At 69.2% G+C, this 22,451-nt stretch carries 19 protein-coding genes; 6 read left to right on the top strand and 13 right to left on the bottom strand.

All coding sequences use genetic code 11. The features are described from left to right. Nucleotides 1-176: aldehyde dehydrogenase family protein (locus ACWCOV_RS38575; protein WP_449834332.1), on the top strand; the 176-nt coding region annotated here is incomplete at its 5' end. A gap of 202 nt (nucleotides 177-378) precedes the next feature. Here ACWCOV_RS38575 and ACWCOV_RS38570 read toward each other — a convergent pair. From ACWCOV_RS38570 to ACWCOV_RS38555, 4 genes are all read right to left on the bottom strand, one after another. Further along, a complete protein-coding gene (locus ACWCOV_RS38570; protein WP_449834331.1) occupies nucleotides 379-2,811 on the bottom strand; it encodes a glycoside hydrolase family 2 protein in 2,433 nt (810 codons plus the stop codon). Nucleotides 2,812-2,858: 47 nt separating this feature from the next. Then, nucleotides 2,859-3,467 carry an SGNH/GDSL hydrolase family protein gene (locus tag ACWCOV_RS38565; protein WP_449834330.1) on the bottom strand — a complete coding sequence of 203 codons (609 nt, stop codon included), beginning with the start codon at nucleotides 3,465-3,467 and terminating at the stop codon, nucleotides 2,859-2,861. After that, complete coding sequence (locus tag ACWCOV_RS38560; protein ID WP_449834329.1) at nucleotides 3,464-4,561, bottom strand: Gfo/Idh/MocA family protein; 1,098 nt, start codon at nucleotides 4,559-4,561, stop codon at nucleotides 3,464-3,466. The genes ACWCOV_RS38565 and ACWCOV_RS38560 overlap by 4 nt, the downstream gene beginning before the upstream one ends. Before the next feature lie 76 nt (nucleotides 4,562-4,637). Then, nucleotides 4,638-5,387 (bottom strand): sugar phosphate isomerase/epimerase family protein, encoded by a 750-nt coding sequence (locus tag ACWCOV_RS38555; RefSeq protein ID WP_449834328.1) that lies wholly within the window; start codon nucleotides 5,385-5,387, stop codon nucleotides 4,638-4,640. A gap of 373 nt (nucleotides 5,388-5,760) precedes the next feature. Between ACWCOV_RS38555 and ACWCOV_RS38550 the strand changes: the two genes are divergently transcribed. Further along, complete coding sequence (locus ACWCOV_RS38550) at nucleotides 5,761-6,774, top strand: LacI family DNA-binding transcriptional regulator (protein ID WP_449834327.1); 1,014 nt, start codon at nucleotides 5,761-5,763, stop codon at nucleotides 6,772-6,774. On the opposite strand, the gene ACWCOV_RS38545 is transcribed toward ACWCOV_RS38550, so the two are convergent. The 3 genes from ACWCOV_RS38545 to ACWCOV_RS38535 form a co-directional block, all read right to left on the bottom strand. Further along, nucleotides 6,771-8,864 (bottom strand): molybdopterin-dependent oxidoreductase, encoded by a 2,094-nt coding sequence (locus ACWCOV_RS38545; protein ID WP_449834326.1) that lies wholly within the window; start codon nucleotides 8,862-8,864, stop codon nucleotides 6,771-6,773. The two genes, ACWCOV_RS38550 and ACWCOV_RS38545, sit on opposite strands and share 4 nt — an antisense overlap. 35 nt (nucleotides 8,865-8,899) lie before the next feature. Next, the gene (locus ACWCOV_RS38540) at nucleotides 8,900-9,412 is read right to left on the bottom strand and encodes an AAA family ATPase (protein ID WP_449834325.1); all 513 of its coding nucleotides are present in this window, start codon (nucleotides 9,410-9,412) and stop codon (nucleotides 8,900-8,902) included. An 82-nt stretch (nucleotides 9,413-9,494) separates the two neighbouring features. Then, complete coding sequence (locus ACWCOV_RS38535; RefSeq protein ID WP_449834324.1) at nucleotides 9,495-10,094, bottom strand: TetR/AcrR family transcriptional regulator; 600 nt, start codon at nucleotides 10,092-10,094, stop codon at nucleotides 9,495-9,497. A gap of 80 nt (nucleotides 10,095-10,174) precedes the next feature. Here ACWCOV_RS38535 and ACWCOV_RS38530 point away from each other — a divergent pair, with 80 nt between their 5' ends. The 3 genes from ACWCOV_RS38530 to ACWCOV_RS38520 are packed head-to-tail and all read left to right on the top strand — an operon-like array spanning nucleotide 10,175 to nucleotide 12,064. Continuing rightward, nucleotides 10,175-10,726 carry a 2TM domain-containing protein gene (locus ACWCOV_RS38530; RefSeq protein ID WP_449834323.1) on the top strand — a complete coding sequence of 184 codons (552 nt, stop codon included), beginning with the start codon at nucleotides 10,175-10,177 and terminating at the stop codon, nucleotides 10,724-10,726. Between the two features lie 40 nt (nucleotides 10,727-10,766). Then, complete coding sequence (locus tag ACWCOV_RS38525) at nucleotides 10,767-11,408, top strand: Pr6Pr family membrane protein (protein WP_449834322.1); 642 nt, start codon at nucleotides 10,767-10,769, stop codon at nucleotides 11,406-11,408. A 5-nt stretch (nucleotides 11,409-11,413) separates the two neighbouring features. Next, complete coding sequence (locus tag ACWCOV_RS38520) at nucleotides 11,414-12,064, top strand: class I SAM-dependent methyltransferase (protein ID WP_449834321.1); 651 nt, start codon at nucleotides 11,414-11,416, stop codon at nucleotides 12,062-12,064. Between the two features lie 195 nt (nucleotides 12,065-12,259). Here the strand turns inward: ACWCOV_RS38520 and ACWCOV_RS38515 are convergent, their stop codons facing one another. Continuing rightward, nucleotides 12,260-12,886 carry a transglycosylase family protein gene (locus tag ACWCOV_RS38515; protein ID WP_449834320.1) on the bottom strand — a complete coding sequence of 209 codons (627 nt, stop codon included), beginning with the start codon at nucleotides 12,884-12,886 and terminating at the stop codon, nucleotides 12,260-12,262. 455 nt (nucleotides 12,887-13,341) lie between these two features. On the opposite strand from ACWCOV_RS38515, the gene ACWCOV_RS38510 reads away from it, so the two are divergent. Continuing rightward, nucleotides 13,342-13,941: a response regulator transcription factor gene (locus ACWCOV_RS38510; protein WP_449834319.1), complete on the top strand. Its 600-nt coding sequence runs from the start codon at nucleotides 13,342-13,344 to the stop codon at nucleotides 13,939-13,941. Here the strand turns inward: ACWCOV_RS38510 and ACWCOV_RS38505 are convergent. The 5 genes from ACWCOV_RS38505 to lanKC form a co-directional block, all read right to left on the bottom strand. Next, nucleotides 13,920-15,617: an ABC transporter ATP-binding protein gene (locus ACWCOV_RS38505; RefSeq protein WP_449834318.1), complete on the bottom strand. Its 1,698-nt coding sequence runs from the start codon at nucleotides 15,615-15,617 to the stop codon at nucleotides 13,920-13,922. The two genes, ACWCOV_RS38510 and ACWCOV_RS38505, sit on opposite strands and share 22 nt — an antisense overlap. Further along, nucleotides 15,614-17,266, bottom strand: a complete 1,653-nt coding sequence (locus ACWCOV_RS38500) for an ABC transporter ATP-binding protein (protein ID WP_449834317.1) — start codon at nucleotides 17,264-17,266, stop codon at nucleotides 15,614-15,616. Before ACWCOV_RS38500 ends, ACWCOV_RS38505 begins: the two co-directional genes overlap by 4 nt. Beyond that, a complete protein-coding gene (locus ACWCOV_RS38495) occupies nucleotides 17,263-19,179 on the bottom strand; it encodes a prolyl oligopeptidase family serine peptidase (RefSeq protein ID WP_449834316.1) in 1,917 nt (638 codons plus the stop codon). Before ACWCOV_RS38495 ends, ACWCOV_RS38500 begins: the two co-directional genes overlap by 4 nt. 163 nt (nucleotides 19,180-19,342) lie before the next feature. Continuing rightward, nucleotides 19,343-19,477, bottom strand: coding sequence for a SapB/AmfS family lanthipeptide (locus tag ACWCOV_RS38490; RefSeq protein ID WP_132210032.1), 135 nt, complete (start codon nucleotides 19,475-19,477; stop codon nucleotides 19,343-19,345). A 4-nt stretch (nucleotides 19,478-19,481) separates the two neighbouring features. After that, nucleotides 19,482-22,064, bottom strand: a complete 2,583-nt coding sequence (gene lanKC / locus ACWCOV_RS38485; protein ID WP_449834315.1) for a class III lanthionine synthetase LanKC — start codon at nucleotides 22,062-22,064, stop codon at nucleotides 19,482-19,484. Nucleotides 22,065-22,451 lie beyond the last annotated feature (387 nt).

Here is a 22,451-nt window from a genome sequence, read left to right as displayed (position 1 = left end):
CCCTCCGCGTCTCCGAACGACTCGAAACCGGCATGATCGGCCTCAACCAAGGCATCGTCTCCAACCCCGCCGCCCCCTTCGGCGGCGTCAAACAATCCGGCCTCGGCCGCGAAGGCGGCAGCACCGGCATCGACGAGTTCCTGGAAATCAAGTACGTCGCAATCAACGTGGACTGAGCTCAGGGGAATCATCCCCACGTGGGGAGTGGTGTCCGTCGACCCTGGCCACGAGTGGGTGCCTTGGGCAGAGACTGGTGGGCTTGCACAGGATATTTCCTGTGCAAGCCCACGATGGCGTAGGTCAGCCCCCGAGACCTGTCCCCTGCCACATCTGCACGCATCACGGTCCGACCCACCCACGACAGCACGCGTGGGCTAGCTAGCCGACTAGGTCGTTGGCCGAACGCAGTACCGGCACGCCGACGCTACTAGGCGCACTGGATCCCGTGACGTGGAAGGTGTGGGACTCGCCAGCCGACAGTGTGATCAGGCAGGAGTCCACCCGCGCGGCCGGGTCCAAGCGGTCCGGGAACAGCGCCAGGTCCTTGGTCAACCCGGTAGCCGTAACGGTCACGTCGTACCCCTCGGCCGTCGGGGTGACCGAGGCGGCGTAGGCGTCCCCGCGGAGGCGCAAGGCCGTGTCCTCCACGAAGTACCAGTACGCCGTGCTGCCGTCCGCGCCGCGAACCTCCAGGTACTCACCCGCCGGATCGGCCGGCTTCGCGATCGACTCCGGCAGCGAGCTGGTCGTTGCGGACCGCGGCTCGACCTCGAGCACGAATGTCTCCCGTGCAAAGGTGTCCGAGCCCCCGGTCGACCGACGCGTCACGGTGATCTCGGTCGACCAGACCGAGTCGGTGTCGTTGTGCGCGGCAACCACCAGCTCGTTCCCCCGCGGCTGCACAGTCAGCAACCGCTCGGCGTACACCCGCTTCAGCGCGAACCACAGCGGCTTCCGGATCCCATGACCGTCGACAGCCGCCCACGAGACCACCGGCCAGTTGTCGTTCAGCTGCCAGACGACGGCACCGGTGTTCAGCGGGTACAGGCTGCGGAAGTGCTCGATCCCGAACACGATCGCCCGCGCCTGGTTCAGCTGCGTCGTCCAGTGCCAGTCGTCGATGTTCGACCACTTCGGGAGATGCTGACCCAGCCCGCGCTCCAGCTTGAGGTTGCCCTCGAACGCCTTCTGGTGCACGAGCATCTGCTCGCCGTACGGATCCAGCGGCTCGTCGTGCACCACCGAGGTCAGTGTCGACCAGGCCGGCGGTCCCTGGAACCCGAACTCGGACACGAACCGCGGCTTGTACTTCCGGTACGTCGTGTAGTCCACCTGGTTCCACACGTCCCAGATGTGCATGGTGCCGTGCCGCTCGTCGTTCGGGTGGATGAACTGGTCGAACGAGTACGGGCTGCCGTGCGAGTACGGCGTCCGCGGGTCGAGCTCGGCCACGATCTTCGGCAGTACGTCGAAGTAGTAGCCCGCGCCCCACGGCCGGCCGGCCAGCGGGACCCGCCAGCCCCACTCGACGTACCCCCAGATGTTTTCGTTGTTGCCGTTCCACACTGCGAGGCTCGCGTGCCGGCTGAGCCGGGTGACCGCTTCCCGCGCCTCAGCCTCGACCTCGGCGGCCAGCGCCTCGTCCTCCGAGTACGCCGCACACGCGAACAGGAAGTCCTGCCACACCAGGATTCCCTGCTCGTCGCAGATGTCGTAGAAGTCCTCGCTCTCGTAGATCCCGCCGCCCCAGACGCGCAGCAGGTTCATCCCGGCGTCGACCGCGTCCTGGATACTGGTCTGGTACGTCGACCGGTTCAGCCGGGTCACGAACGCATCGTCGGGGATCCAGTTCGCGCCGCGCACGTAGATCGGCTTGTCGTTGACCGACAGCACGAACTGCGTGCCGTCATCGTCCGGGTCGACGTTCAGCGAGACGTTCCGGAACCCGACCCGGCCCTGCCACTGATCGCCATGCACGCTGACGGTCACGTCGTACAAAGGTTGCTCGCCGTGCCCGCGCGGCCACCAGCGATTGACCGCGCTAACCGTAGACGTGACCTCGACCTCCCGGCTGCCCGCAGCAATAGGAAGTTCAGAGGTGGTCCCGCCGACCTGGACGGTGACAGTCGTGTCCTCGGCAAACCCATCCGCCCACGCCAGGGAGACATGAGTGGTCAGTACGCCGTCAGCCCCGTCCAGACCGGCCAGCGGACGAACCGAGGAGATCCGGACGCCCGACCACGACTCGATCCGGATCGGCCGCCAGATACCGGCCGTCGCGACGTCCGGTCCCCAGTCCCACCCGAAGTTGCTGGCCATCTTCCGCAGCGCATTGTAGGGATGCAGGTTCGTGTGCGGCCAGGTCCCGTAACCGGCCTGCACCTCCTCAGCCGCCGTCACCGGTCCGGCGAACTCGATCACCAGCTCGTTGCCTTCGGCCACCAGCAGCCCGGTGACGTCGAACCGGTAGGACCGGTGCTGGTTGGCCGTCCGGCCGAGCTCCCGGCCGTTCAGCGTCACGGTCGCCACCGTGTCGAGCCCCTCGGCGACAAGCTCCTGGACGGCGTTGCCGTCCGCGGCCCAGTCGAACGAGGTCCGGTAGCTCCAGCTCGTCCGCCCGATCCACGCCAGCGCGGACTCGTTGTCGCCGTCGAACGGGTCCGGGATCTCCCCGGCCGCGAGCAGATCGGTGTGCACCTCACCCGGGACGGTGGCCGGAATCGCCTTGCCGGTAAGGGATCCTTCGAGCGCCTGCACCGTCCAGACGGCGCCGCCCTCGGTGGTCAGCGGGACTGCATTCACTGATGTCACAGGAGCTCTCCAAAGTGAACCGGTTTAGTTGGCGCACAGCGGCGCGTTCAGTTTTCGAGTACGACCTGTCGCCACAGCTCGGCGATCGCCCGGTGCCCGGCAGCGGTCGGGTGCACCCCGTCGTCGGCCAGGGCCGCGGCCCCGACGCTCGACGCTTGCCGGTTCAGCGCGCTGTCGGCCGGCACGAGGATGGCGCCGTACTCGACCGCAAGCTTGCGGACAACCTCGAGCTTGGGGTCGAGATCCTCCCGCCAGGCGTCCTGCCCGGCCTTCACCGGCAGCAGGAACGGCTCGATCAGTACGACGGGACACGTGAGCGGGTCCAGCAACGCCCGGTACGACGCCTCGAAGGACTCGGCCGTGGTCGGGTCGTCCTCGTCGTACCGGCGCCAGGTGTCGTTGATCCCGATCAGGATCGACACCAGTGACGGCTCGTGTGCGAGGACGTCGGTGGACCAGCGGGCCACCAGGTCGACCGCCCGGTTGCCGCTGATCCCCGCGTTCACGAACCGCGGCCGTCGTCCCGCGAGATCGTCGTACAGGTCGCGCACGTACCCGTTGCCGAGGCCTTCGGGGTCGGTACGGCGACCGCAGTCGGTGACGGAGTCCCCGGCGAACACGACGGTTCGCCGGGGATCCAGGAGCAGTGAGGTCACAGGGTGGCCGCGTGGACGTCCCAGTCGGCCGGCAGGATCTCCGCGACCTCGACCGTGCTGGTCACGTCGACGAAAGCGCCGGTCTCGATCGACTCGGTGATCGAGGCCATCACGTCGACGATGTGGAACGCCAGCGCGCCGGTGGCCCGGTGCGGCCGGTTCTCCCGGATCGCCCGCGCCATGTCCAGCACGCCGGTGCCGCGCTCGGCCGACGCCTCGGTGTTCGCGATCGTCTCCCAGTCCTCGGCGCCACGGCGACGGATCTTGATCTCCCCGTCGAACCGGTTCGGGTCCGGTACGGTGAGGGTCGCCTCGGAACCGGTGATCTCGACGAACCCGCCCCGCGACAGCGGCGAGTCGAAGCTGAAGATGCTCTGCGACGACTGCCCCGACTCGAACCGCGCGATCGTGCTGACGTGCGTCGGAACGGTCACCTCGAAGTCGGTGCCGGCGAGCGGACCCGATCCGATGGTGCGCTTCTCCCGCGACTTCGAGCCGAGCCCGGCCACTGCCGCGACCGGTCCGAACAGCTGGACCAGCGTGGTCAGGTAGTACGGGCCGATGTCCCACAGCGGGCCCGCGCCCTCCTGGAACAGGAAGGCCGGGTTCGGGTGCCAGGACTCCGGGCCGGGGGACTGCATCAGGGTGAGCGCGGTCAGCGGCGTACCGATCTCACCACGCTCGATGATCCGGCGGGACTCCTGCAGGCCCGGCCCCAGGATGGTGTCCGGCGCGCAGCCCAGCCGCAGGCCCGCGTCCTTGGCCGTCGCCAGCAGCTTCAGGCCGCTGTCCTGGTCCAGCGAGAACGGCTTCTCGCTCCACACATGCTTGCCGGCGGCAACGGCTGCCAGCGCGACCTCGACGTGCGCGATCGGGATGGTCAGGTTGACCACGATCTCCACGTCCGGGTGGCTCAGCACCGCCTCGGGACCCCCGTGGGTCTCGATGCCGTACTGCTCCGCCTTCTCCTTGGCCGCCTCCGGCCGGAGGTCGCCGACGGCGAGCACCTTCAGGTCCGGAAAGCTCTGCATGCTCTTGATGTAGGCGTCGGAGATGACTCCGGCGCCGACGATGCCAACGCCGACGCTACTCATCGACGTCCTCGCTTCGCTCCGGGCGCCGATGAGGCACAAAGAACGCTGTGTTGAATGATGAACTCGCTTCGCTCGTTCATGCCGGTGCGCCCTCTCCGGTCAGGAACGTGTAGCTGCCCGCGACGGCGTCGAAGATCTCGCCGCTGAAGTCGTCGAGCTCGACCACCCGGAGCGCGTTCGGCACCGCGGCCAGGATGTCCGCGACCGCGATGGTGCCGTCACCGACCGCCACCTGGGCCTTGTTGTCCAGCGTCCCGTCGCCGTCCTTGACGTGGATCGCCTGCACCCGGTCGCCGAACTTGGCCAGCAGCGCCGGGACGTCGGCGCCGCCGACGGCGGCCCAGTAGGTGTCCACCTCGAGGATGACCTCGTCGGACAGGTTGTCGACCAGGATCTCCAGCGCGTGCACGCCGTCGACCTTCGACTCGAGCTCGAAGTGGTGGTTGTGGTACCCGACCGTGATGCCGTGGTCGGCGGCCTCGACGGCTGCCTTGTTCAGCGCCTCGGCGGTGGCCTTGATGTCGTCGGCGGCCTGCCAGCGGGCCGGATCGACGAACGGGTCGATGACGGTGCTGATCCCCAGCCGCTTCGCCGCGGCGTAGATCGGTGCGCTGTCCTCGCGCAGCAGGCCGGCGTGCGTGGTGGGCGCCGACAGGCCGTACTTGGGCAGCGACTCGGCCAGGCGGTCCGCGAAGGCGGTGACACCGAAGGGCTCGACCTTGGTGTAGCCGATCTCCGCGATCCGGGCCAGGGTGGCGTCGAAGTCCTCCTCGAGCTTCCCCCGGACCGTGTACAACTGGAGGGACAGGTTGTCCACTGCGACCATGGTTTCTCCTCGTGGCCCGGCGCTTCGCCCGCTGCCCTGGACTCGCGCCGACCTTGATTGCCGAACCGGTTAAGTAACGACGGCAACCGTATCCCAATCGCGCCCGTCCCCACCACCCTCAGCCCAACCACTGGGCGGTCACAACCCCCTCCCGCCTCCGAGGGGATATCCCCTCAGCTTGTGCCTTCTCCCCTCGTATACGAGGGGGGAACCCCCACCGCGCGGGGATATCCCCTCGAGGGGCCCGGGGGAGGATTTGATCAAACAACTACTCTCTGCGGTTGAGTGATGACACGGCGTAGAAAACGGCGCACACTGAAGGATTCCGGATCGACCGTCAGCGGTCCGGCCGCCCTAGGTTCAGGAGGCCGTCGTGGCCCGAGTCACCATCACGGAGATCGCCCGTCGGGCAGGCGTCTCCAAGGGCGCGGTGTCGTACGCGCTGAACAACCAGCCGGGGGTCTCCGAGGCCACCCGGGCACGGGTTCTGAAGGTCGCCGCGGAGCTGGAGTGGGCGCCCAACCGGGCCGCCCGGCAGCTGTCCGCGGCCCGCAGCGAGACGTTCGGGCTCGTTCTCGCCAGGACCGCGAAGACGTTGAGTGAGGAACCGTTCTACATGGGCTTCGTCGGTGGTGTGGAGTCCGTGCTGGCCGGCAAGTCATACGCGCTCGCCCTCCAGGTCGTGGCGAGTCTGCCCGAGGAGCTGGCGACGTATCGGAAGTGGGCCGCGGAGCGCCGCGTCGACGGCGTGATCGTGGTGGACCTACGCGTCGACGACCCGCGGATCCCGTTGCTGCGCAGACTCGGCCTGCCGGCCGTCCTGGTCGGCGACCCGTCCCTGGCCGATGGGATGGCATGCGTGTGGACCGACGGGACGTCGGCGATGAACGCCGCGGTCGAGCACGTCGCCTCCCTCGGGCACCGCAGGGTCGCCCGCGTCGCCGGTACGCCGGAACACGGCCACGTCTGGATCCGGGACAACGCGTTCGCGGCCGCGAGCCGTCGGCTGAGCCTGGACGTCGAGGTGGTGCACACCGACTTCTCCGCCGAGGAGGGCGCCGTGGCGACCCGCGCGCTGATGACCGCCGGCATCCGGCCGACCGCGATCATCTACGACAACGACCTGATGGCGGTGGCCGGCCTGGCCGTCGTCCACGAGCTCGGACTGCGGTCGCCGTACGACGTCACGCTGGTCGCCTGGGACGATTCGACGCTGTGCCGGCACACGCATCCGAGGCTGACCGCGATGAGCCAGAACATCGTCGCGTACGGCGCCGAGGTCGCCCAGCGCCTCCTGGACCTGCTCGTAGGCGCGCGACCACAGGCACACCTGTACTCGACGCCGCTCCTGATCGTCCGCGACAGCTCAGGACCACCGCCCGGCTAGCAGGCGGTCACCGTGACGGGTACGCCGTTCACCGCGGAGGTGCCGGCCACGGTGTCGATGAGCTCGGTGTCGGTCACGTCGTTGGCGCTCGGCCCCGCGACCTGGTTCGCGACCGACAGCCGGACGCCCGGGCGGCCGTGCCCGAACCCGTGCGGCAGGCTGACCACGCCCGGCATCATGTCGTTGCTCGCAGCAACCTCTACCGCGACGGTCCCGGCGGCCGAGCTGACGTTGACCAGCTGGCCGTCGGCGAGGTCGCGCTTGGCCAGGTCGTCGGGGTTCATCAGCAGCTGGTGCCGCGGCTTGCCCTTCACCAGCCGGGCCGAGTTGTGCATCCACGAGTTGTTGTTGCGCAGGTGCCGGCGGCCGATCAGCAGCAGCTCCCCGTCATTGCCGGTGGCCAGCGCCTCCAGCCGGGGCAGGTCGTCCAGGACCATCCGCTGGGCGAGGTCGATCCGCCTGGTCTTGTGGTGGAGCGCGCCGGGCAGCGCGGGCTGGAGGGGTCCGAGGTCGATCCCGCCCGGCGACTTCCGCAGCCTGCCCAACGACAGCCGGTACGGCCCGATCCGCAGCCCGAGGTCGACGATCCGCCGCGGCGTCAGCCGCAGTCGCGCCGCCGCCATCACCTTCCGCCGGCTCATCGGCGCCCGCCTCAGCAGCCGCAGCCCGAGGTCGCGGAAGATCTCCCAGTCGTGCCGGGCCTGCGGCGGCTTCGGCAGTACGGCGTCGTTCCAGCGGGCCGTGTTCCGGACGGCGAGCTGGTGGAAGATGACGTCGTAGTGGTCCCGCTCGAGCGGCGGCGCGGGCGGCAGGATCACGTCCGCGTGCCTGGTGGTCTCGTTGATGTACGGATCGACGGCGACCATGAAGTCGAGCGAGTCCAGCGCCTCGTCGAGCCGGCGACCGTTCGGCGTGGACAGCACCGGGTTGCCGGCGATCGTCACCATCGCCCGGATCCGGCCGTCGCCGGGCGTCAGGATCTCCTCGGCCATCGTCGACACCGGCAGCTCACCGCCGAACTCGGGCAGCCCGCGGACCCGGCTCTTCCAGACGCCGACGTGGCCGCGGCCGAGACCGAGCAGCGCGTTCACGGCCGGTCGCGGGAACATCGTCCCGCCGGGCCGGTCGAGGTTGCCGGTGATGATGTTCAGCACCTGGATCGCCCACTGGCACACCGCCCCGAACTGCTGTGTCGAGACCCCGACCCGCCCGTAGCAGGCGGCCCGGTCGGCGGTCCCGAACTCGTGCGCGATCCGCCGGATCACGTCCGCCTCGATGCCGGTGATCGCGGCCGCGCGTTCCGGTGTCCACGGCTCGACCGCGTCCTCGACCACGTCGAAGCCGTCGACGTACGACGCCGGCCGGGCGTGACCGTCCGCGATCACCTGGTGGATGAGCGCGAGCAGGAAGGCCGCGTCGGTCCCGGGCCGGACGAAGTGGTGCTCGTCCGCGACCGCGGCAGTCTCGGTCCGCCGCGGATCGAGGACGACGACCTTGCCGTCGCGCTTCTGCAGGTCCTTGATCCGCCGGTGGAAGCCGGGCGCGGTCATCATGCTGCCGTTCGAGGCCAGCGGGTTCGCGCCGAGCATCAGCAGGTACGACGTCCGGTCGATGTCCGGGACCGCGACCATCAACTGATGCCCGTAGAGCAGGTACGACGCGAGCATGTGCGGGAGCTGGTCGATCGAGGTGGCGCTGAAGCGGTTCCTGGTCCGGAGCTGCTTCACCATCGTCGGCATGTGGGTCAGCGCGCCGAGGCTGTGCACGTTCGGGTTGCCGAGGTAGACGCCGACCGCGTTCTTGCCGTGCTCCCGCTGGATCTCGGTCAGCCGGCCGACCACGAGGTCGTACGCCGCGTCCCAGCCGATCTCCTGCCAGCCGTCGGCGGTCCGCCGTACCGGTGTCGTCAGCCGGTCGGGGTCGTCCTGGAGGTCGCGCAGCGCGACCGCCTTCGGGCAGATGTGACCGCGGGAGAGCGGGTCCGACTCGTCACCGCGGATGTCGGTCACCCGGCCGTCCTCGACCGTCACGAGCACACCGCAGATCGCTTCACACAGGTTGCACGAGGTCCGCCGTACTGTGGTCGCCATCCACTCAAACTACCCCCGGGTAGCCTGATCGGCCATCAGTCGAAGCGTGCCTCGTCCAGCCGGCCCAGGATGGCGTCGACGGTCTCGCCGGCGGACAGGTCGGAGTTGTCGAGCCAGAGCCCGCGGCGCGGGGTGAACGCGTGCAGCTCGTAGTCGAGCTCGTCGACCAGGTGGTGCGCCCCGCCGAGCCGGCTCGAGATGACCTCCGGGCGCGGCGTCAGTACGACGAGGTAGCGCGGACGGGTCTGGATGCCGTCCAGGAACTCGCGCAGCAGCTCGCCGATCACGACGTCCTGGAGGACCACGGTGAAGCCGGCGCCGGCGTACCCGTCGGCGGCCTGGCAGGCGAGCCGGTAGCGGAGCTGGAGCTGCCGCTGCGCCTCCTTGCTGTCGTCGGCCATCGAGGCCTGTCCGCTGACGATCATCCGGCGGAAAACGTCACCCCGGAGATGCACGCCGTACTGGAATCTCTCGGCCAGTAACTGCGAGACCGTCGACTTCCCGGCCGCCGTGATTCCACTGACGACGATCACCCCCTCGGACTCCATGCAGGTGATCGTGCCACGCGGGACGAGGTTTTAGGCCGGTCCCGGCGATTCTTGTCCGAAAACCCTCATTTGCAAGGGCTTTTCAGACCAGCAACGTCTCGATGTGATGGCGCAGGAGCTGCCGGACCCGGGTCGGCGTGGTGCGCTCCGGCTGGATCGCGGCATGCAGCGCGAGGCCGTCGAGCAGGGCATGCAAACGCTCGATTTCCCGGCGCAGCTCTAGGTCCCCGCGCAGTGCGCCGGACTCGGACAGCGCCTGCAGCAGGGACTCGCACAGGAACCGCAGTCCGTCGTGGACCTTGTCCACGTGTTCGTGCAGGCTGCCGCCGTCCGACTCGGCCTGCGCCTGGGCCATGAAGGCGATCCAGACGTCGAACTCGGCCCGTCGGTCGGCGTCCAGCGGAAGCGCCTCCTCGAGGTAGCGCAGCGCGACCGCAGTCGCGTTGCCCTTCGGGTTGAGCGTGCTGACCCGCTCCGTCACCCGGCGGGAGACCAGGTCCATCGCGAAGCTGAGCAGGCCGGCCTGGTCCGGGAAGTAGTAGCGGACGGCGCCGGGGGACCAGCCGGCCTCGGCCGCGATGGTCCGGACCGACGCGGCCCGGATCCCGTCCCGGCGGACCACCCGCCAGAGCGCCTCGGCGATCTCCTCGCGGCGGGTCTCGTGGTCGACGATCTTCGGCATGGGCCCTTTTTAGCACAGCTGTGTTACTGTCTTGTTCTGACACAGTCGTACTGAAAAACGTCTCGGGAGGGTGAACCACTGTGCTGCTCGCTGTGATCGCCGCGTGTGAAGTCGGCTTCTGGGTGCTGCTCGCCGCCGGCATGGTGACGCGTTACCTGTTCCGGCTGCCCCGGGCGGGCCTGGTCCTGCTCGCCGGGGTGCCGCTGGTCGATGTGGTGATGCTGGTCGCCAGCGTGATCGACATCCAGCGCGGTGGTGAGCCGTCGTTCAAGCACTCGCTGGCCGCGATCTTCATCGGCGTCAGTGTCGGCTTCGGCCACCAGACGCTGAAGTGGGCGGACAAGTGGGCTGCGCACTACTTGGCCGGCGCCCCGCGTCCGGTCAAGCCGCCGAAGTCGGAGCGGGCCCGCCGCGAGCGGGCCGGCTGGTTCCGCCACCTGCTGGCGTACTCCGTGGGCGTCGGCATCATGATCGGCCTCGGCCTGCTGTCCGGTCGGGGGTACGACGCTGTGCTCGGGCCGGCGTGGACCTGGACGATCGTGCTGGTCATCGACGCCGTCGTGTCGTTCAGCTACTCGTTCGAGGGTGCGGACTCCGAGGAGCAGACGCCGCGGGAGAAGCAGTCAGTCTGACGTCCCCGGTCGCGCGGCCCGGTCGTCGTACATTGCGGTCATGACTACGGGTGGACGGGTGTGGGCTGGGGTCACCGCACTGGTGGTCGCCTGCGGGATCGTCGTACAGCTCTTCGTGACGGCGAACGGGACCGAGGGCTTCTTCCCGGACAACCCCGAGCGCGTGTTCAACGTGTTCGCGTACTTCACCATCCAGTCGAACCTGTTGCTCGGTGGGACGACGCTGGCGCTGACGTTGTGGCCGGACCGGCCGCAGAGCACGCTGTTCAAGACCTTGCGGCTGAACGGCGTGCTCTGCATCGCCGTGACGGGAATCGTCTACCACCTGGTGCTGGCCGGGCTGGACGAGCTGTCCGGGTGGGCGGCGGTGGCGAACTTCCTGTTGCACACGGCCGCGCCGGTGGTCGGCGTACTGGGCTGGTTGCTGTTCGGGCCGCGTGGGCGGACCGATCCGCGGATCGTCACCTGGTCGATCGTGTATCCGCTGCTGTGGCTGGCGTTCACGCTGGTCCGTGGTGAGTTCGTCGGGTTCTACCCGTATCCGTTCGTCGACGTCGCCGAGCACGGGTACGCGCGGGTGCTGCTGAACTGCCTGCTGGTCGCGGTACTGTTCCTGGCTCTGGCGGCGGGCGCCACCGCGCTCGACCGCCGGTTGCACCGGAAGACGACCGTCGAAAGGTAAGACCTGTGCTGGTGACCTCTCGCTCGTACGCCGAGTACGAAGCGATGTTCGACCTGACCGTACTGCCCGACTCGATCCTCGACTGTTGCGCGGGCGGTTCGAGCTTCACCGCGGAGGCCGCCGCCCGCGGCGTCGACGCGATCGCCGCCGACCCGGTGTACGAGCTGGAGCCCGCCGAGCTCGTCGACACGGTCCGCAAGAGTTTGCCGGCCGGGTCCGGGATCGTCGACGAGCACGCGGGCAGCTTCGTCTGGCACTGGTACGGGTCACCGGAACGACGCGACGAGCTCCGCATCGACGCAGCCGACCGCTTCCTGCAGGACGTCGCCACCGCGCCGCAGCGCTACATCCCCGCCGAGCTCCCCGATCTCCCCTTCGGAGACAGGCGGTTCGAGCTGGTCCTGTGCTCCCACCTGCTCTTCACCTGGGCCGACACGTTCGACCGCGACTGGCACCTGGCCGCCCTCCGCGAACTCATCCGCGTCACCAACTCCGAGGTCCGCATCTTCCCCCTCGTCCTCCAGGGCACGGGAGCCCCCGTGGGCTTCATGCCCGAGCTGTTGGATGCCCTCGACAACATCACCTGGGAGATCCGCAAGGTCCCCTACGAGTTCCAGGCCGGCGCCAACGAAATGCTGGTCCTGACCCGCAGCTGACGTCTGGTGCCTCCCACCCGGCGTGGTCACGGGTGAGTGCGCGACTGACCCGTCACGCGGGGTGGGAGGCGCCAAACGCCAGCTGTCCACGTGGGGTGGCGTCGAGAGGCCGGTCGGGCGGGCAGGAGGACGGTCTACCGCCCGCCCTACCGGCTGGAGGGCGTCAGGAGAGGCCCTACCGGTTCAAGAGTTGTTTCAGCGGAGGTAGCGGCCGCAGACCGGCCACGGCTGGGCGCCGCGCTGGGCGTACAGCTTCTTCGCGCGCATCAACTGCTCGGCCGCCGACGCCTTCGCCGGGTTGCCGGAGCCGCCGACGCTGCGCCACGTCTGCAGGTCGAACTGGAAGAGCCCGTAATAGCCGGCCGGGTTCACCGCCCGCGGGTTGCCGCCGGACTCACATTCGGCGACCTTGCGCCACGCGGCACTCATGCTCACACTCGACGAGGACCGGTCCTCGGAGCGGCTGGTGCGCGCCTTGCGCTCGGTCTTGCGCTCGGTCTTGCGGACCTTCTTGGTCTCGGTCTTCTTCGCCGTCACCTTGCGCGGAGCGGTGGCCTTCTTCACGCCGTCCAGCGTCAGGGTCTGACCGATCAGGATCAGGTCCGGATCCTCGAGGTTGTTGATCCTGGCCAGCTCACGCCAGTCGGCGCCGTTGGCCTGGGCGATTTCGGAGAGGGTGTCGCCGGACTTGACCGTGTAGTCGGTCGCGAACGCTGCGCCCGCGCCGGCGGCGGTGATACCGGCCCCGAGACCGGCGATGGAGATGGTCCGGGCCACCCGGCGAGTACTTCGCCGGGGGCGCGCATGTCGGGCTTTGGACATCAGAAGTGCGCTCCTCGTGAGCTTGGGCATGGTGGAACTCACCAGGCCCCCCGTGCAGGGGAGGGGGCATCCGGGCAGGTCACAGGACAGCGTCCGAATGATCACGCCACGGTAACGACGTGACCCGAGCCATCCTGTGCGACCTCGGCCCGGAGCGCAAGGCCATTCGGCGATCTGCCTCACACTTTTTTCTTGTCCTGACTTATCGAAACCCCAACAACAGAACGGTTTCCGGCTCCGGAACGGCCTGTTTGGGCACTGCGGGACCAGGGTAGTCAAACGCTCGAAACAGGCCGGTTTACCGCCTGGACCGATCGGTTTCCTCCGGTCGCGCGTGCCCTCCGGCGGGTTGAGTCGTTGAGGAGACACGGGCACCGCCGTCCGGCTGTACGGAAATCACCGTCGCGCGGGGTGTGTCCGGCGGATGAGGCGACGGACGTGATGGGGGCGGAGCGGTGATCCGAGTGGCTCTCGGCCATCGCGGCACGATGGTGCGTGGTGCACTGGCCGCGGTGCTGGCAAGGGAGAACGATCTGGACGTGGTGGCCGAGCTGGACCGCTCGGAGGACGTCCTGCAGGTGGCCGGGCGGCGGCCGCACGTCGTGCTGCTCGATCCACAGTTGCCCGGGCGGATCCGGATCGAGGACCTCTGCCGCAAGCTGACCGGGCCCGGTGTGCTGGTGCTGATCGACCACGAGGCGATCGCCGCGACCAGCCTGGCCCTGGTGAAGCAGGCGCCGCGGATCGGCCTGATCGCGACGGACGCGACGACCGACCAGTTGGTGCAGGCGGTGCGCGACGTGGCGAAGGGTTTGCCCGTGGTCGACGTACGGCTTGCTGTCGCCGCGTTGAAGGCCGGTGACAACCCGTTGACCGATCGCGAGTGCGACGTGCTCCGCCAGGTCGGCACCGGCGCCACCGCGCAGGAAGTTGCCCGCACGCTGAGTCTGAGCACGGGCACGGTTCGCAACTACCTGTCCCGCATCCTCACCAAGACGGGGTCACGCAGCCGGATCGAGGCGATCCGGAAGGCTCAGGACGCCGGCTGGATCTGACGTCGCTGCGGGACGGGCGGCGCCCAGTGGCCGTGCAACTCGCGGTACTGGCGCGAGGTGCGCATCAGCAGGGCGTGCGTGCCGATCGTTGCCTTGTTCCCGTCCAGGACCAGGATGCGCCGCGCGCGGAGCGCTGAGCTGATCCGGTGCGCGATCACGATCAACGTCCCGCCACGCTTCGCGAACGCCTCCTCGGCTCGCCGTTCCGCTTCCGGGTCGAGGAAACAGGTGGCCTCGTCGAGTACGACGAGAGGCGCCGGCGACAGGTACGCGCGAACCAGCGCGATCAACTGGCGTTCGCCGGCCGACAACTCACCCGGCCTCACGTCCGCGGCAAGCCCGCCGATCCGCTCGATCAACGCACCGGCGCCGACCGCCTCGACCGCCTCTTCGACCTCCCGCGTCGTTGCGTCAGGCAACAAGTAGGTCAGGTTGTCCAGCACGGCGCCGCTGAACACGTACGCCTCCTGCGGGATCAGCACCCGCGTCGCGGCCAACCGTTCGGTCGTCAGCTCGGTCGGAGGTACGTCGCCCAGCGACAGCCGGCCGCTGGTCGGCCGGAGCATCCCGCAGATCAACCCGGCCAGCGTCGACTTGCCGATCCCGCTCGGGCCGACCACCGCGAGGTGCTCGCCTTCGGCAACGGTCAGCTCCAGGTTGTCGAGCACCGCCTCCGCATTCGGGCCGTAGGCAAACGTCAGCCCGCGCATCCGCACCTGATACCCGTGCGCGACGTCGATCCGGCGCGGCCGCTCCGCCGGAGCCGACGTGTCCAGGATCCGTCCGAGCGTGATCACATATCGCAGGCCGCTGTCGCCCAACGCACTGAGCACCGTGTTGAGCGCAGGCTGCAAACCGATCAGCACATACGTCAGACCGCCCAGCAACGTGCCCGTGCTGACCCCACGCCCGACCAGCCACGGCCCGATCGCCAGCAGGATCAGCAACGGCAGCCACCCACCGACCGCGAAGCACAGTGTCCGTAGCGCAGCGACCTTCGCGAGCGCCCGCTCAGCCGTCGCGTGCGCCTCGATCGGTTCGCCGACCAGTTGACCGGCGTACTCCTCGGCCCCGGTCGCCGTGATGTCGCGGACGCCGCCGAACACCATCCCGGCGGACGCCGCCAGCTCCTCGTCGGCGGTGAGCGACGCCCGGACCCGATCCGCCGCCATCCCCAGCACCGCCAGCGACAGCACGAACCCGATCAGGAAGGGCGGTACGACGAACGCCGCGACCACCGGTGCCAGTGACAACAGTCCGGCCAGCACGCCGAACAGCGTGACGGCGAAACTGCGGATCACCAGGACCAGACCGGCGAAGGTGTCCCGGACGATCTCGACCTGACGGTTCAGCCGGGCCACGGCACCGTCGTCACCCGTCCGCAGTGCGCCGGCGACCACCCGCCGTACCAGGTCGTCGCGGAGTGGCTCGACCAGGTCGCCGAGCCGGGCGTACACCTGCTTCGCGCCCGCCGAGCCGAGGCCCGCGGCCGCGATCAGGCCGCCGAGCCAGGCGATCCCTGGCCAGGCGTGCCCAGCGAGGAAGTTGTCCGTCGCCCGCGCGACCGCGATGCCGTACACCGCGGTCGGGAGGATCTCCGGGATCGACCAGGCGAGCAGCTTCAGGCTCGACCGGTTCCGGACCGCGCGAGCGCCGTACCTGAGTTCGCGTCTCAACCGAAGACCTCGCGGTACGACGAGTTCTGCCAGAGATCGGCGTGCGGGGCGACGGCCCGGACCTGGCCGTGGTCGAGCCAGACGACCAGATCGGCCCGGGCCGCGGTCGCGGAGCGATGGGTGACGATGAGCCGGGTCCGGCGGTGCCGGTCCTCGGTGAGGGTGCGGCTGATCTGCAGCTCGGTCGCGGTGTCGAGGCTCGAGGTCGCGTCGTCCAGCACCAGCAGGCGGTTCGCCGACCAGGCCCGCGCCAGCCCGAGCCGTTGCCGCTCGCCACCGGACATCGGTGCCCTGCGCAACGAAGTGAAGTACCCGTCGGGCAGCCGGCTGACGAAGTCGTGCGCGTGCGTCGCCCGCGCGGCGGCCAGTGTCCGCACCGGGCTGACGGCGTGCGGCTCGATCGCCTCGCCGATCGTCCGGCCGACCAGCTGCGGGCGCTCGAACGCACACCCGACCGCAGTGCGCAACGCTCGCCGACTGACTGCCTGCAGCGGTACGCCGTCCAGCGAAACCTGCCCGTTGGACGGGTCACGCAGCCGCGCCGCCACCGCCGCAAGCACCGACTTCCCGGCGCCGCTCGGACCGACGACGGCCACCGTCGCGCCACCGGGCAGATCAAGATTCACGTTGTCCAGCAGGACGTTTCCGCCCGCGACGACGGTGACCGCGTCGAAGGTCAACTGACCCGGGCCACTCGGAACCGGCAACGTCCCATACGCGATGGTGTCTGTCGACAGCACCTCCGCGGCGCGGTGCACACCGGCTCGCGCCCGGGCGAGCTCGCCGATCACGCCGGTGAGGTTGCCCAGGCCGGCCCCGAGCACGGCGTACTGGGAAGCAGCGAACAGCTCGCCGGCGGTGATCCGGCCGGAGACGAGTTGAAGCCCTCCGACGGCGAGGACGGTGACCAGGACGAGCGGGCCGACGACGGCAGCCTGCGCGCCGGAGCGGGCGAGGATGCGCCAGGTCACGACCCCGTGCTTGTGCAGCTCGGGCAGCAGCGCGAGGATACGGCGCTCCTCGCGGGCTGTCGTGCCAGCGGCGGTGATCGTGCGGATGCCGGTCAGCGACTCGGACAGCAGCGAGGCGATCCGGCCCTGCGTCTCCTGGTAGGCGAGGCTGACATCCGCCGTACGGCGTGCGAACGTCCAGAGGACCGCGATCACGAGCAGCACACCGCCGAAGAAGGCTGCGGCCAGCCAGGGGTCGATCAGGGCCAGCAGGACGAGGCTCCCGAGGGGTGGTGCGACGGCGGCGACCGCTGTCACGGCGGCCGGACCGGCTTGTGCAGCGTCGGTGGCGTTGGCCGAGACCCGGGTGACCAGGTCACCGGTCTCGAAGTTGCGGGTGCCTTCCGGTCCGGCGTGCACGATCTGCTTGACCAGGCGATGCCGCAGCCAAGCAGTGGTCTCGGCGACACAGGCGGCGCCGGCGAAGGCGTCGACGAGGCTGGCCGCGATCCCCAGCGCGATGAGCCCGGCCGCGACGATCAGCCATTGCGTGTAGCCGGAGCCCGCGACGATCGAGTCGACCGAACGGCCGAGAATCGTCGGCAGCGCCAGCGTGACGGCGCTGCCGATCAACGCGTTCAGCCCGATCAGCGGCAACCAGCCGCGGCCGTGCTTGACCACGTCGCCGAAGCTGATCATGAGTCCAGCCCGGTCTGCTCGGCGACGAAGGCCAGCATGTCGGCCGCCAGGCTGATGCCCTTGCCGGCCGATCCGGTCGCGTGACCGGCGTCCGGGTCGAGCCTCAGCAGCACCGGGCGATCACCGGCGGTCGCGTGCTGGAGCGCGGCGACGAACTTCCTTGCATGCAAGGGATCCACCCGCGTGTCGTTGCCGAACGCCGTCACGAGCACGGCCGGATACTTCACGCCTTCGGTCACCAGGTGGTACGGCGAGTAGGACAGCAGGTTCTCGAACTGCTCGGGATCCTTGACTGTCCCGAACTCCGGCACCCAGCGCTCACCAAGACCCGACAGCTCGTAGCGGACCATGTCCGTCAGTGGCGCCGAGCAGACGGCCGCGGCGAAGAGCTCCGGGCGCCGGGTGATGGCGGCTGCGACGAGCAGGCCGCCGTTCGACTCACCGCACAGCGCGAGTTGGTCAGTGGTGGTCCAGCCTTCGGCGATCAGGTGCTCGGCGGCGGCGATGAAGTCGTCGAAGACCTTCTGCTTCTGGTCCAGGATGCCCGCACGATGGGAGGCCGCGTCGCCGCGGACGGTGGCGGTCACGAAGACGCCGCCGGCCTCGACCCAGGCGAGGGTGAACGCCGAGTACGTCGGGGTGAGCGACTGGCCGAACCCGCCGTACCCGTAGAGGATCGTCGGCCCGGACGCACCAGGTTTGGCGATCACCTGGAGCTGGATCTCGGTGCCGTCGGGCGCGGTGCACGTCAGGTGATGCGTCTCGGCCTCGGTCGTCGCGCCGGGTGCTTGCGACACCAGCGTCGTACGACCGTCCCAGCAGTAGACGGCGGATGGCGTGACGCTGTCGGTGTAGGTGAACCAGGCCTCGCGGCCGCCCTCGGGGCGTGTGGTCAGCGAGCCGATGGAGCCGACGCCCGGCAGGTCGACGTTGCCGATCCGCTGGCCGGTGACTCGGTCGTGAATCGCGATCTCGCCTGCGGTGCCGACGAGGACCACGTCGTCCAGGACCGCGAGGCCGGTCAGCGGTACGCCGGGATCGATGAAGTCCTGCCAGACGTGTGGATCGCTCGGGTCGCCGACGCAGATCCGGCCGGTCGGGGAGTCCTTGGTCGTGACGACGTACAGGCGGCCGTCGGGACCGACCGACATCACGGTGAGCGCGTCGACGCCCTGCTGGATCGTTGCCGGTGGCTCGTCCGAACTGAGATCGGCCAGCCAGAGGTCGTTCGCCGTACCGCGGGCCGCGGAGATCGTCAGCCAGCGACCGTCGTTGCTGATCTCCAGGCCGTACGACGGTTCCTCGGCGAGGACTGTGGTGTCGCCACTCGAGCCGATGGTGTGGCGTCGTACCTGCCGGAAACGCACGTAGTAGAAGGACTTTCCGTCCGGCAGCCAGGCGATCGGGGAGTAGCGGCAGCCGTCGATCGGACCGTCGATGAGCTGGCTGGTGGTGACGTCGAGGACGTGCAGGATGGACTGCTCGTCGCCGCCGCGGGAGATCTGGAAGGCGACCAGGCTGCCGTCGGGCGATGGTTGCCAGCTGTCCAGCGTGGTGAGGCCGGAGGGGTCGAGTTGCATCGGGTCGGCGAGCGGCGTCTGGTCGACGTACAGGATCGGGTGTTGCTGCCCGGGGTCGCGGCGGACGGTGAAGCAGCGGTCGCCGCGCCAGGTCGGAGTCGAGACGGTGCCGACGTTCGAGAGGGACTTCACCCGGGTGCGGAACCGGAACCGGCCCGGCAGCGTGGCGGCGTGGTTCAGCCAGAGCTCGTCCTGGCTCGCCTGCCACTGCGCGGTCTCGGGGGACGTCGCGTCCTCGAGCCGGCGGTAGGGGTCCGCGACGGGATGGCCGTGCACCTGCTCCACGAGCGGGAGCCGCTCGGCGCATGGATAGGACTGCACGGAGTTGGACAACTGCGGTGCTCCTTCCGGTGGAGAAGAAGGCTGGGAGGTGGTGCGGGCCGGCGCGGGCGAGCGCGGACGACCCGCCTGGTCCCTTGGGCTGAATGCAGGTTCGGCCCTGGGTGGGATTTGCCGCCCACCCAGGGCCTTCAGAACCTGGTTGCCCAGGGACCGATCAGTGGCAGAGCAGAAGGCTCAGGTTGCTCGGGCGCTGCGACGCGCAGCCCAGCACGGTCAGCGTGGAGCCGCCGTGGTGGTGGCCGCCGCCGTACCCCGGGGTCTCGAGGCCCTGAAGGTCGAGAAGTGCCATGTTCTTACACCTCCTTCGATGCAGATCGTCGGGATAGGGACTCGGACCACTGGGGAGGTCCGAGGAACGGGAGGGACACCGGCGCGTCGTGCAACGCCGATCCCAGGGCCAGCAGTACGCCGGCCGATCCGGTCGCCAGGTCCATCGAGAGACGGAGCAACTGGTGACCGGGGAACGCGAGGCCGCCTTCGTACGGCATCGCGTGCCAGCCGAGGCCGTACACCAGGTCGTCGACCGTCGCCTGCTCCTCGCCGAGTGCGGCGGCGGTGAGGAGCAGACCGGCGCGGCCCATGAACAGGCCGGGCTGGACGTAGTAGGAGCAGTGCGTCACCCGCCGGAGCTCGGCGAGGATGGTCGCAAGCTCTTCGGACGGGCGGTGGCGCAGGTACCGTTCGAGGACGAGTGCGACACCGGCCGACCCCTCCTCGAGGTACGGCAGCGTCCGCCAGCCTTGGTTGACCTGCCGCATTCCGTCCGGCGTCTTGACGCTTCGCCGGAGGTCCTGCCGGATGGCGATCTCCGCGAGGTCCAGCAGTCCGGTGTCGCCGAGCCGCTCGTAGGCCTCGAGGAACAGCAGCGCAGGTCCCGACGACCCGTACATCAACCCGGCCCGCGCATGCTGACCGCCACTGATCTCCGGTACGTCGTCCACGTCGCCGAGCCGGTCCGCGACCAGATCCAGCACCCGGACCGCGTTGGCCCGGAGCGCCGGCTCGGTGTCGAAGTACAGGAGATTGAGGCCGATGCCGGCGAGGCCGGAGTGCAGGCCGAGCTCGCGGGAGTTCCAGTCGTCGGCCAGGGTGCGGTCGACCAGGTCCAGCGCGTCCTGACGGTAGCCGAGCTCGTCGAGGACGTGCGCCACACCGTGCAGACCGTCGTACAGGCCGGGGCCACACTCCGTGTCCAGGGTCCGCTTGCGCAACCAGTCGTCGTACTCCGGGAAGCGGCCGGCGCCGGTCTTCGCCAGCGTGTAGAGGACGCCCGCGGCGCCGGTCGCGAGGTCGATGCCGCCGCCGGCCCGGAACTGCGCGATGTCGCCGGGGAACAGCCGGTCGGTGCGGTCGGGGGTCGCGCTGGCGACGATCGCCTTGGTGAGCGCGGCTCGGGTGTCGGCCCACTCGGACTTGCCTGGGAGCGCAATGCCGGCCAGGTCGTCCTTGGTCTCTGCTCCCGCGACGGTGCGGACCGCCTCGTCGATCGTTGCCCTGGGTACCGGGAAGGTTTCGGTGATCATGTCGGCGAGCTGGAACGCCTTGCCGGGTTGGAGATTCAGCAGGATGGTCGCTTGCGGCGCGTAGACGCCGAGCGCGACACAGGCCAGCGCGTACCGGTCCACGTCGACACCTTGCCGGTCCGGCGGTGCCGCGTACCCGGGGTGGGCGAGCGTGGAGCGGGCTTTGTCCTCAGCTTTGGTCGCGACCTCGAAGTCGATCAGCTTCAGCCGTCCGTCGGCGTCCAGCAGGACGTTGTCCGGGTGCAGGTCGCAGAACACCACGCCGCGGCTGTGCAGCTTCCCCACCGCTTCGGTCAGTTGCTCGACCGCGTTTGCTGCCCAGTCGGCGTACTCCGCCTTCTCCGCGTCGGTCGCGTCCGGGTGGGTCAGGGGGTAGCGCCGTACCAGCTCTCGCTGCAGGGACACCGAGTCGATGTGCTCCTGGACGAGGAAGTGGTGCTCGCCGAGCTGCAGGTAGTCGTGCGTCTTCGGTACGACGTCGAGGCCGTCGAGCTGGGCGAGGATGTCGCGTTCGTGGCTGATCCGGGCGACCGCGTCCCGGCCGGCCATGTCCAGTCCGGCGTACGGGCGGCCCTCCTTGAGGACGACGCGTTCACCGGTCTCGTTGTGGTGGCCGACGTACACGCCGCCGCCGTTCGAGAACTGGATGACTCCGTCGATCGTGTACGCGAGGTCGTTGGTGGTGACGGCATTGCGGGCGTCCAGGTGCGGCTGCAGGAACGCCGGCAGCGTCACCCACGGCGGTACCCAGAACGTCGGGCTGCGATGGTCCGGGACGAGCCGGCCCCGGTCGTCCTCGATCGCGAGCACGCGCTCGCCGGTCGGTGACAGGCAGAACCGGCTGACGAAAGCGCCGTACCGGACGAAGAGCGGGCCCTCGGCGTAGCGCAGATCGCTCAGGATGTAAGGGCCTTCGACGCCTGCGAGGATCTCGTCGAGCTCGGTGAGGATCTGCTCGAGCTGCGCCTCGTCCGCCGGGTAGATCGTCACCAGCTTGCCGCTCGAACCACGCGGCGCGGACTTCGAGTTGACCATCACCAGGACCGGCTCGTTGCGCAGGAACTTGAACGCGATGCCGCGCGGAACGCAGTAGTCCCACACCGCCTCGAGCGTCCGCTCCACATCGGCGAGCCGCGCCGACACGTGAATCTTCCACCCCTGCGCCGGCAGCCGGAGCTCGGCGGGCGCGTAGTGCATCCAGGTCTCGCCCGGCACGTGCTGCCACCCGTCCGGAACCGGCCGCCCGCACAACGCGAAGTCCGGGTGCTGAGCACCACGGTTGGCCGGCGTCTCGTAGAACGTCCGATCCGCCAAGCAGTAGAACTCGTAGCTGTCCTGCGCTGTCTCATGCATAACTGTCCGACCCCCCTTCCGTGGTGCCCCGCCACATCTTGGGCGCCCCGGAAGGGCTCGTCGTAGTGCACGATGTCATCACTCTCGTGTGAAGAACCCACCCACTACGAGTGAGTAACTAAACACTCTTCGTTACCGCACTGCAGCGTCCAAGCGTGAATCCCGCCGTAACACGATGTCAATCCGCGACAGCAGCATCACAACCCGTAACTTCCCTGGCGATGACTCGTACGACCTCGTCGACTAGGGTCTGGACGTGACCCAGTGGAAGATCCACGGCGAACGAGTAGTCGACGACACCCGCCGCCTACACCTGAGCATCGCCTCGATCGAACTCCCCGACGGCGCCCAGTTCGAGCAGTACGTCCTACGAATGCCGAAGGCCGC

Source organism: Kribbella sp. NPDC002412 (genome assembly GCF_053592935.1).
Note: the sequence above shows the minus strand (reverse complement) of the source record. Positions and strands in the feature narration are given on the sequence as shown.

Coding starts and splice junctions, on each gene's coding strand:
- ACWCOV_RS38490 (WP_132210032.1), bottom strand. CDS start 19,477: ATGGCACTTCTCGACCTTCAGGGCCTCGAGACCCCGGGGTACGGCGGC.
- ACWCOV_RS38555 (WP_449834328.1), bottom strand. CDS start 5,387: ATGGTCGCAGTGGACAACCTGTCCCTCCAGTTGTACACGGTCCGGGGG.
- ACWCOV_RS38525 (WP_449834322.1), top strand. CDS start 10,767: ATGACTACGGGTGGACGGGTGTGGGCTGGGGTCACCGCACTGGTGGTC.
- ACWCOV_RS38545 (WP_449834326.1), bottom strand. CDS start 8,864: ATGGCGACCACAGTACGGCGGACCTCGTGCAACCTGTGTGAAGCGATC.
- ACWCOV_RS38560 (WP_449834329.1), bottom strand. CDS start 4,561: ATGAGTAGCGTCGGCGTTGGCATCGTCGGCGCCGGAGTCATCTCCGAC.
- lanKC (WP_449834315.1), bottom strand. CDS start 22,064: ATGCATGAGACAGCGCAGGACAGCTACGAGTTCTACTGCTTGGCGGAT.
- ACWCOV_RS38500 (WP_449834317.1), bottom strand. CDS start 17,266: ATGATCAGCTTCGGCGACGTGGTCAAGCACGGCCGCGGCTGGTTGCCG.
- ACWCOV_RS38515 (WP_449834320.1), bottom strand. CDS start 12,886: ATGTCCAAAGCCCGACATGCGCGCCCCCGGCGAAGTACTCGCCGGGTG.
- ACWCOV_RS38540 (WP_449834325.1), bottom strand. CDS start 9,412: ATGGAGTCCGAGGGGGTGATCGTCGTCAGTGGAATCACGGCGGCCGGG.
- ACWCOV_RS38535 (WP_449834324.1), bottom strand. CDS start 10,094: ATGCCGAAGATCGTCGACCACGAGACCCGCCGCGAGGAGATCGCCGAG.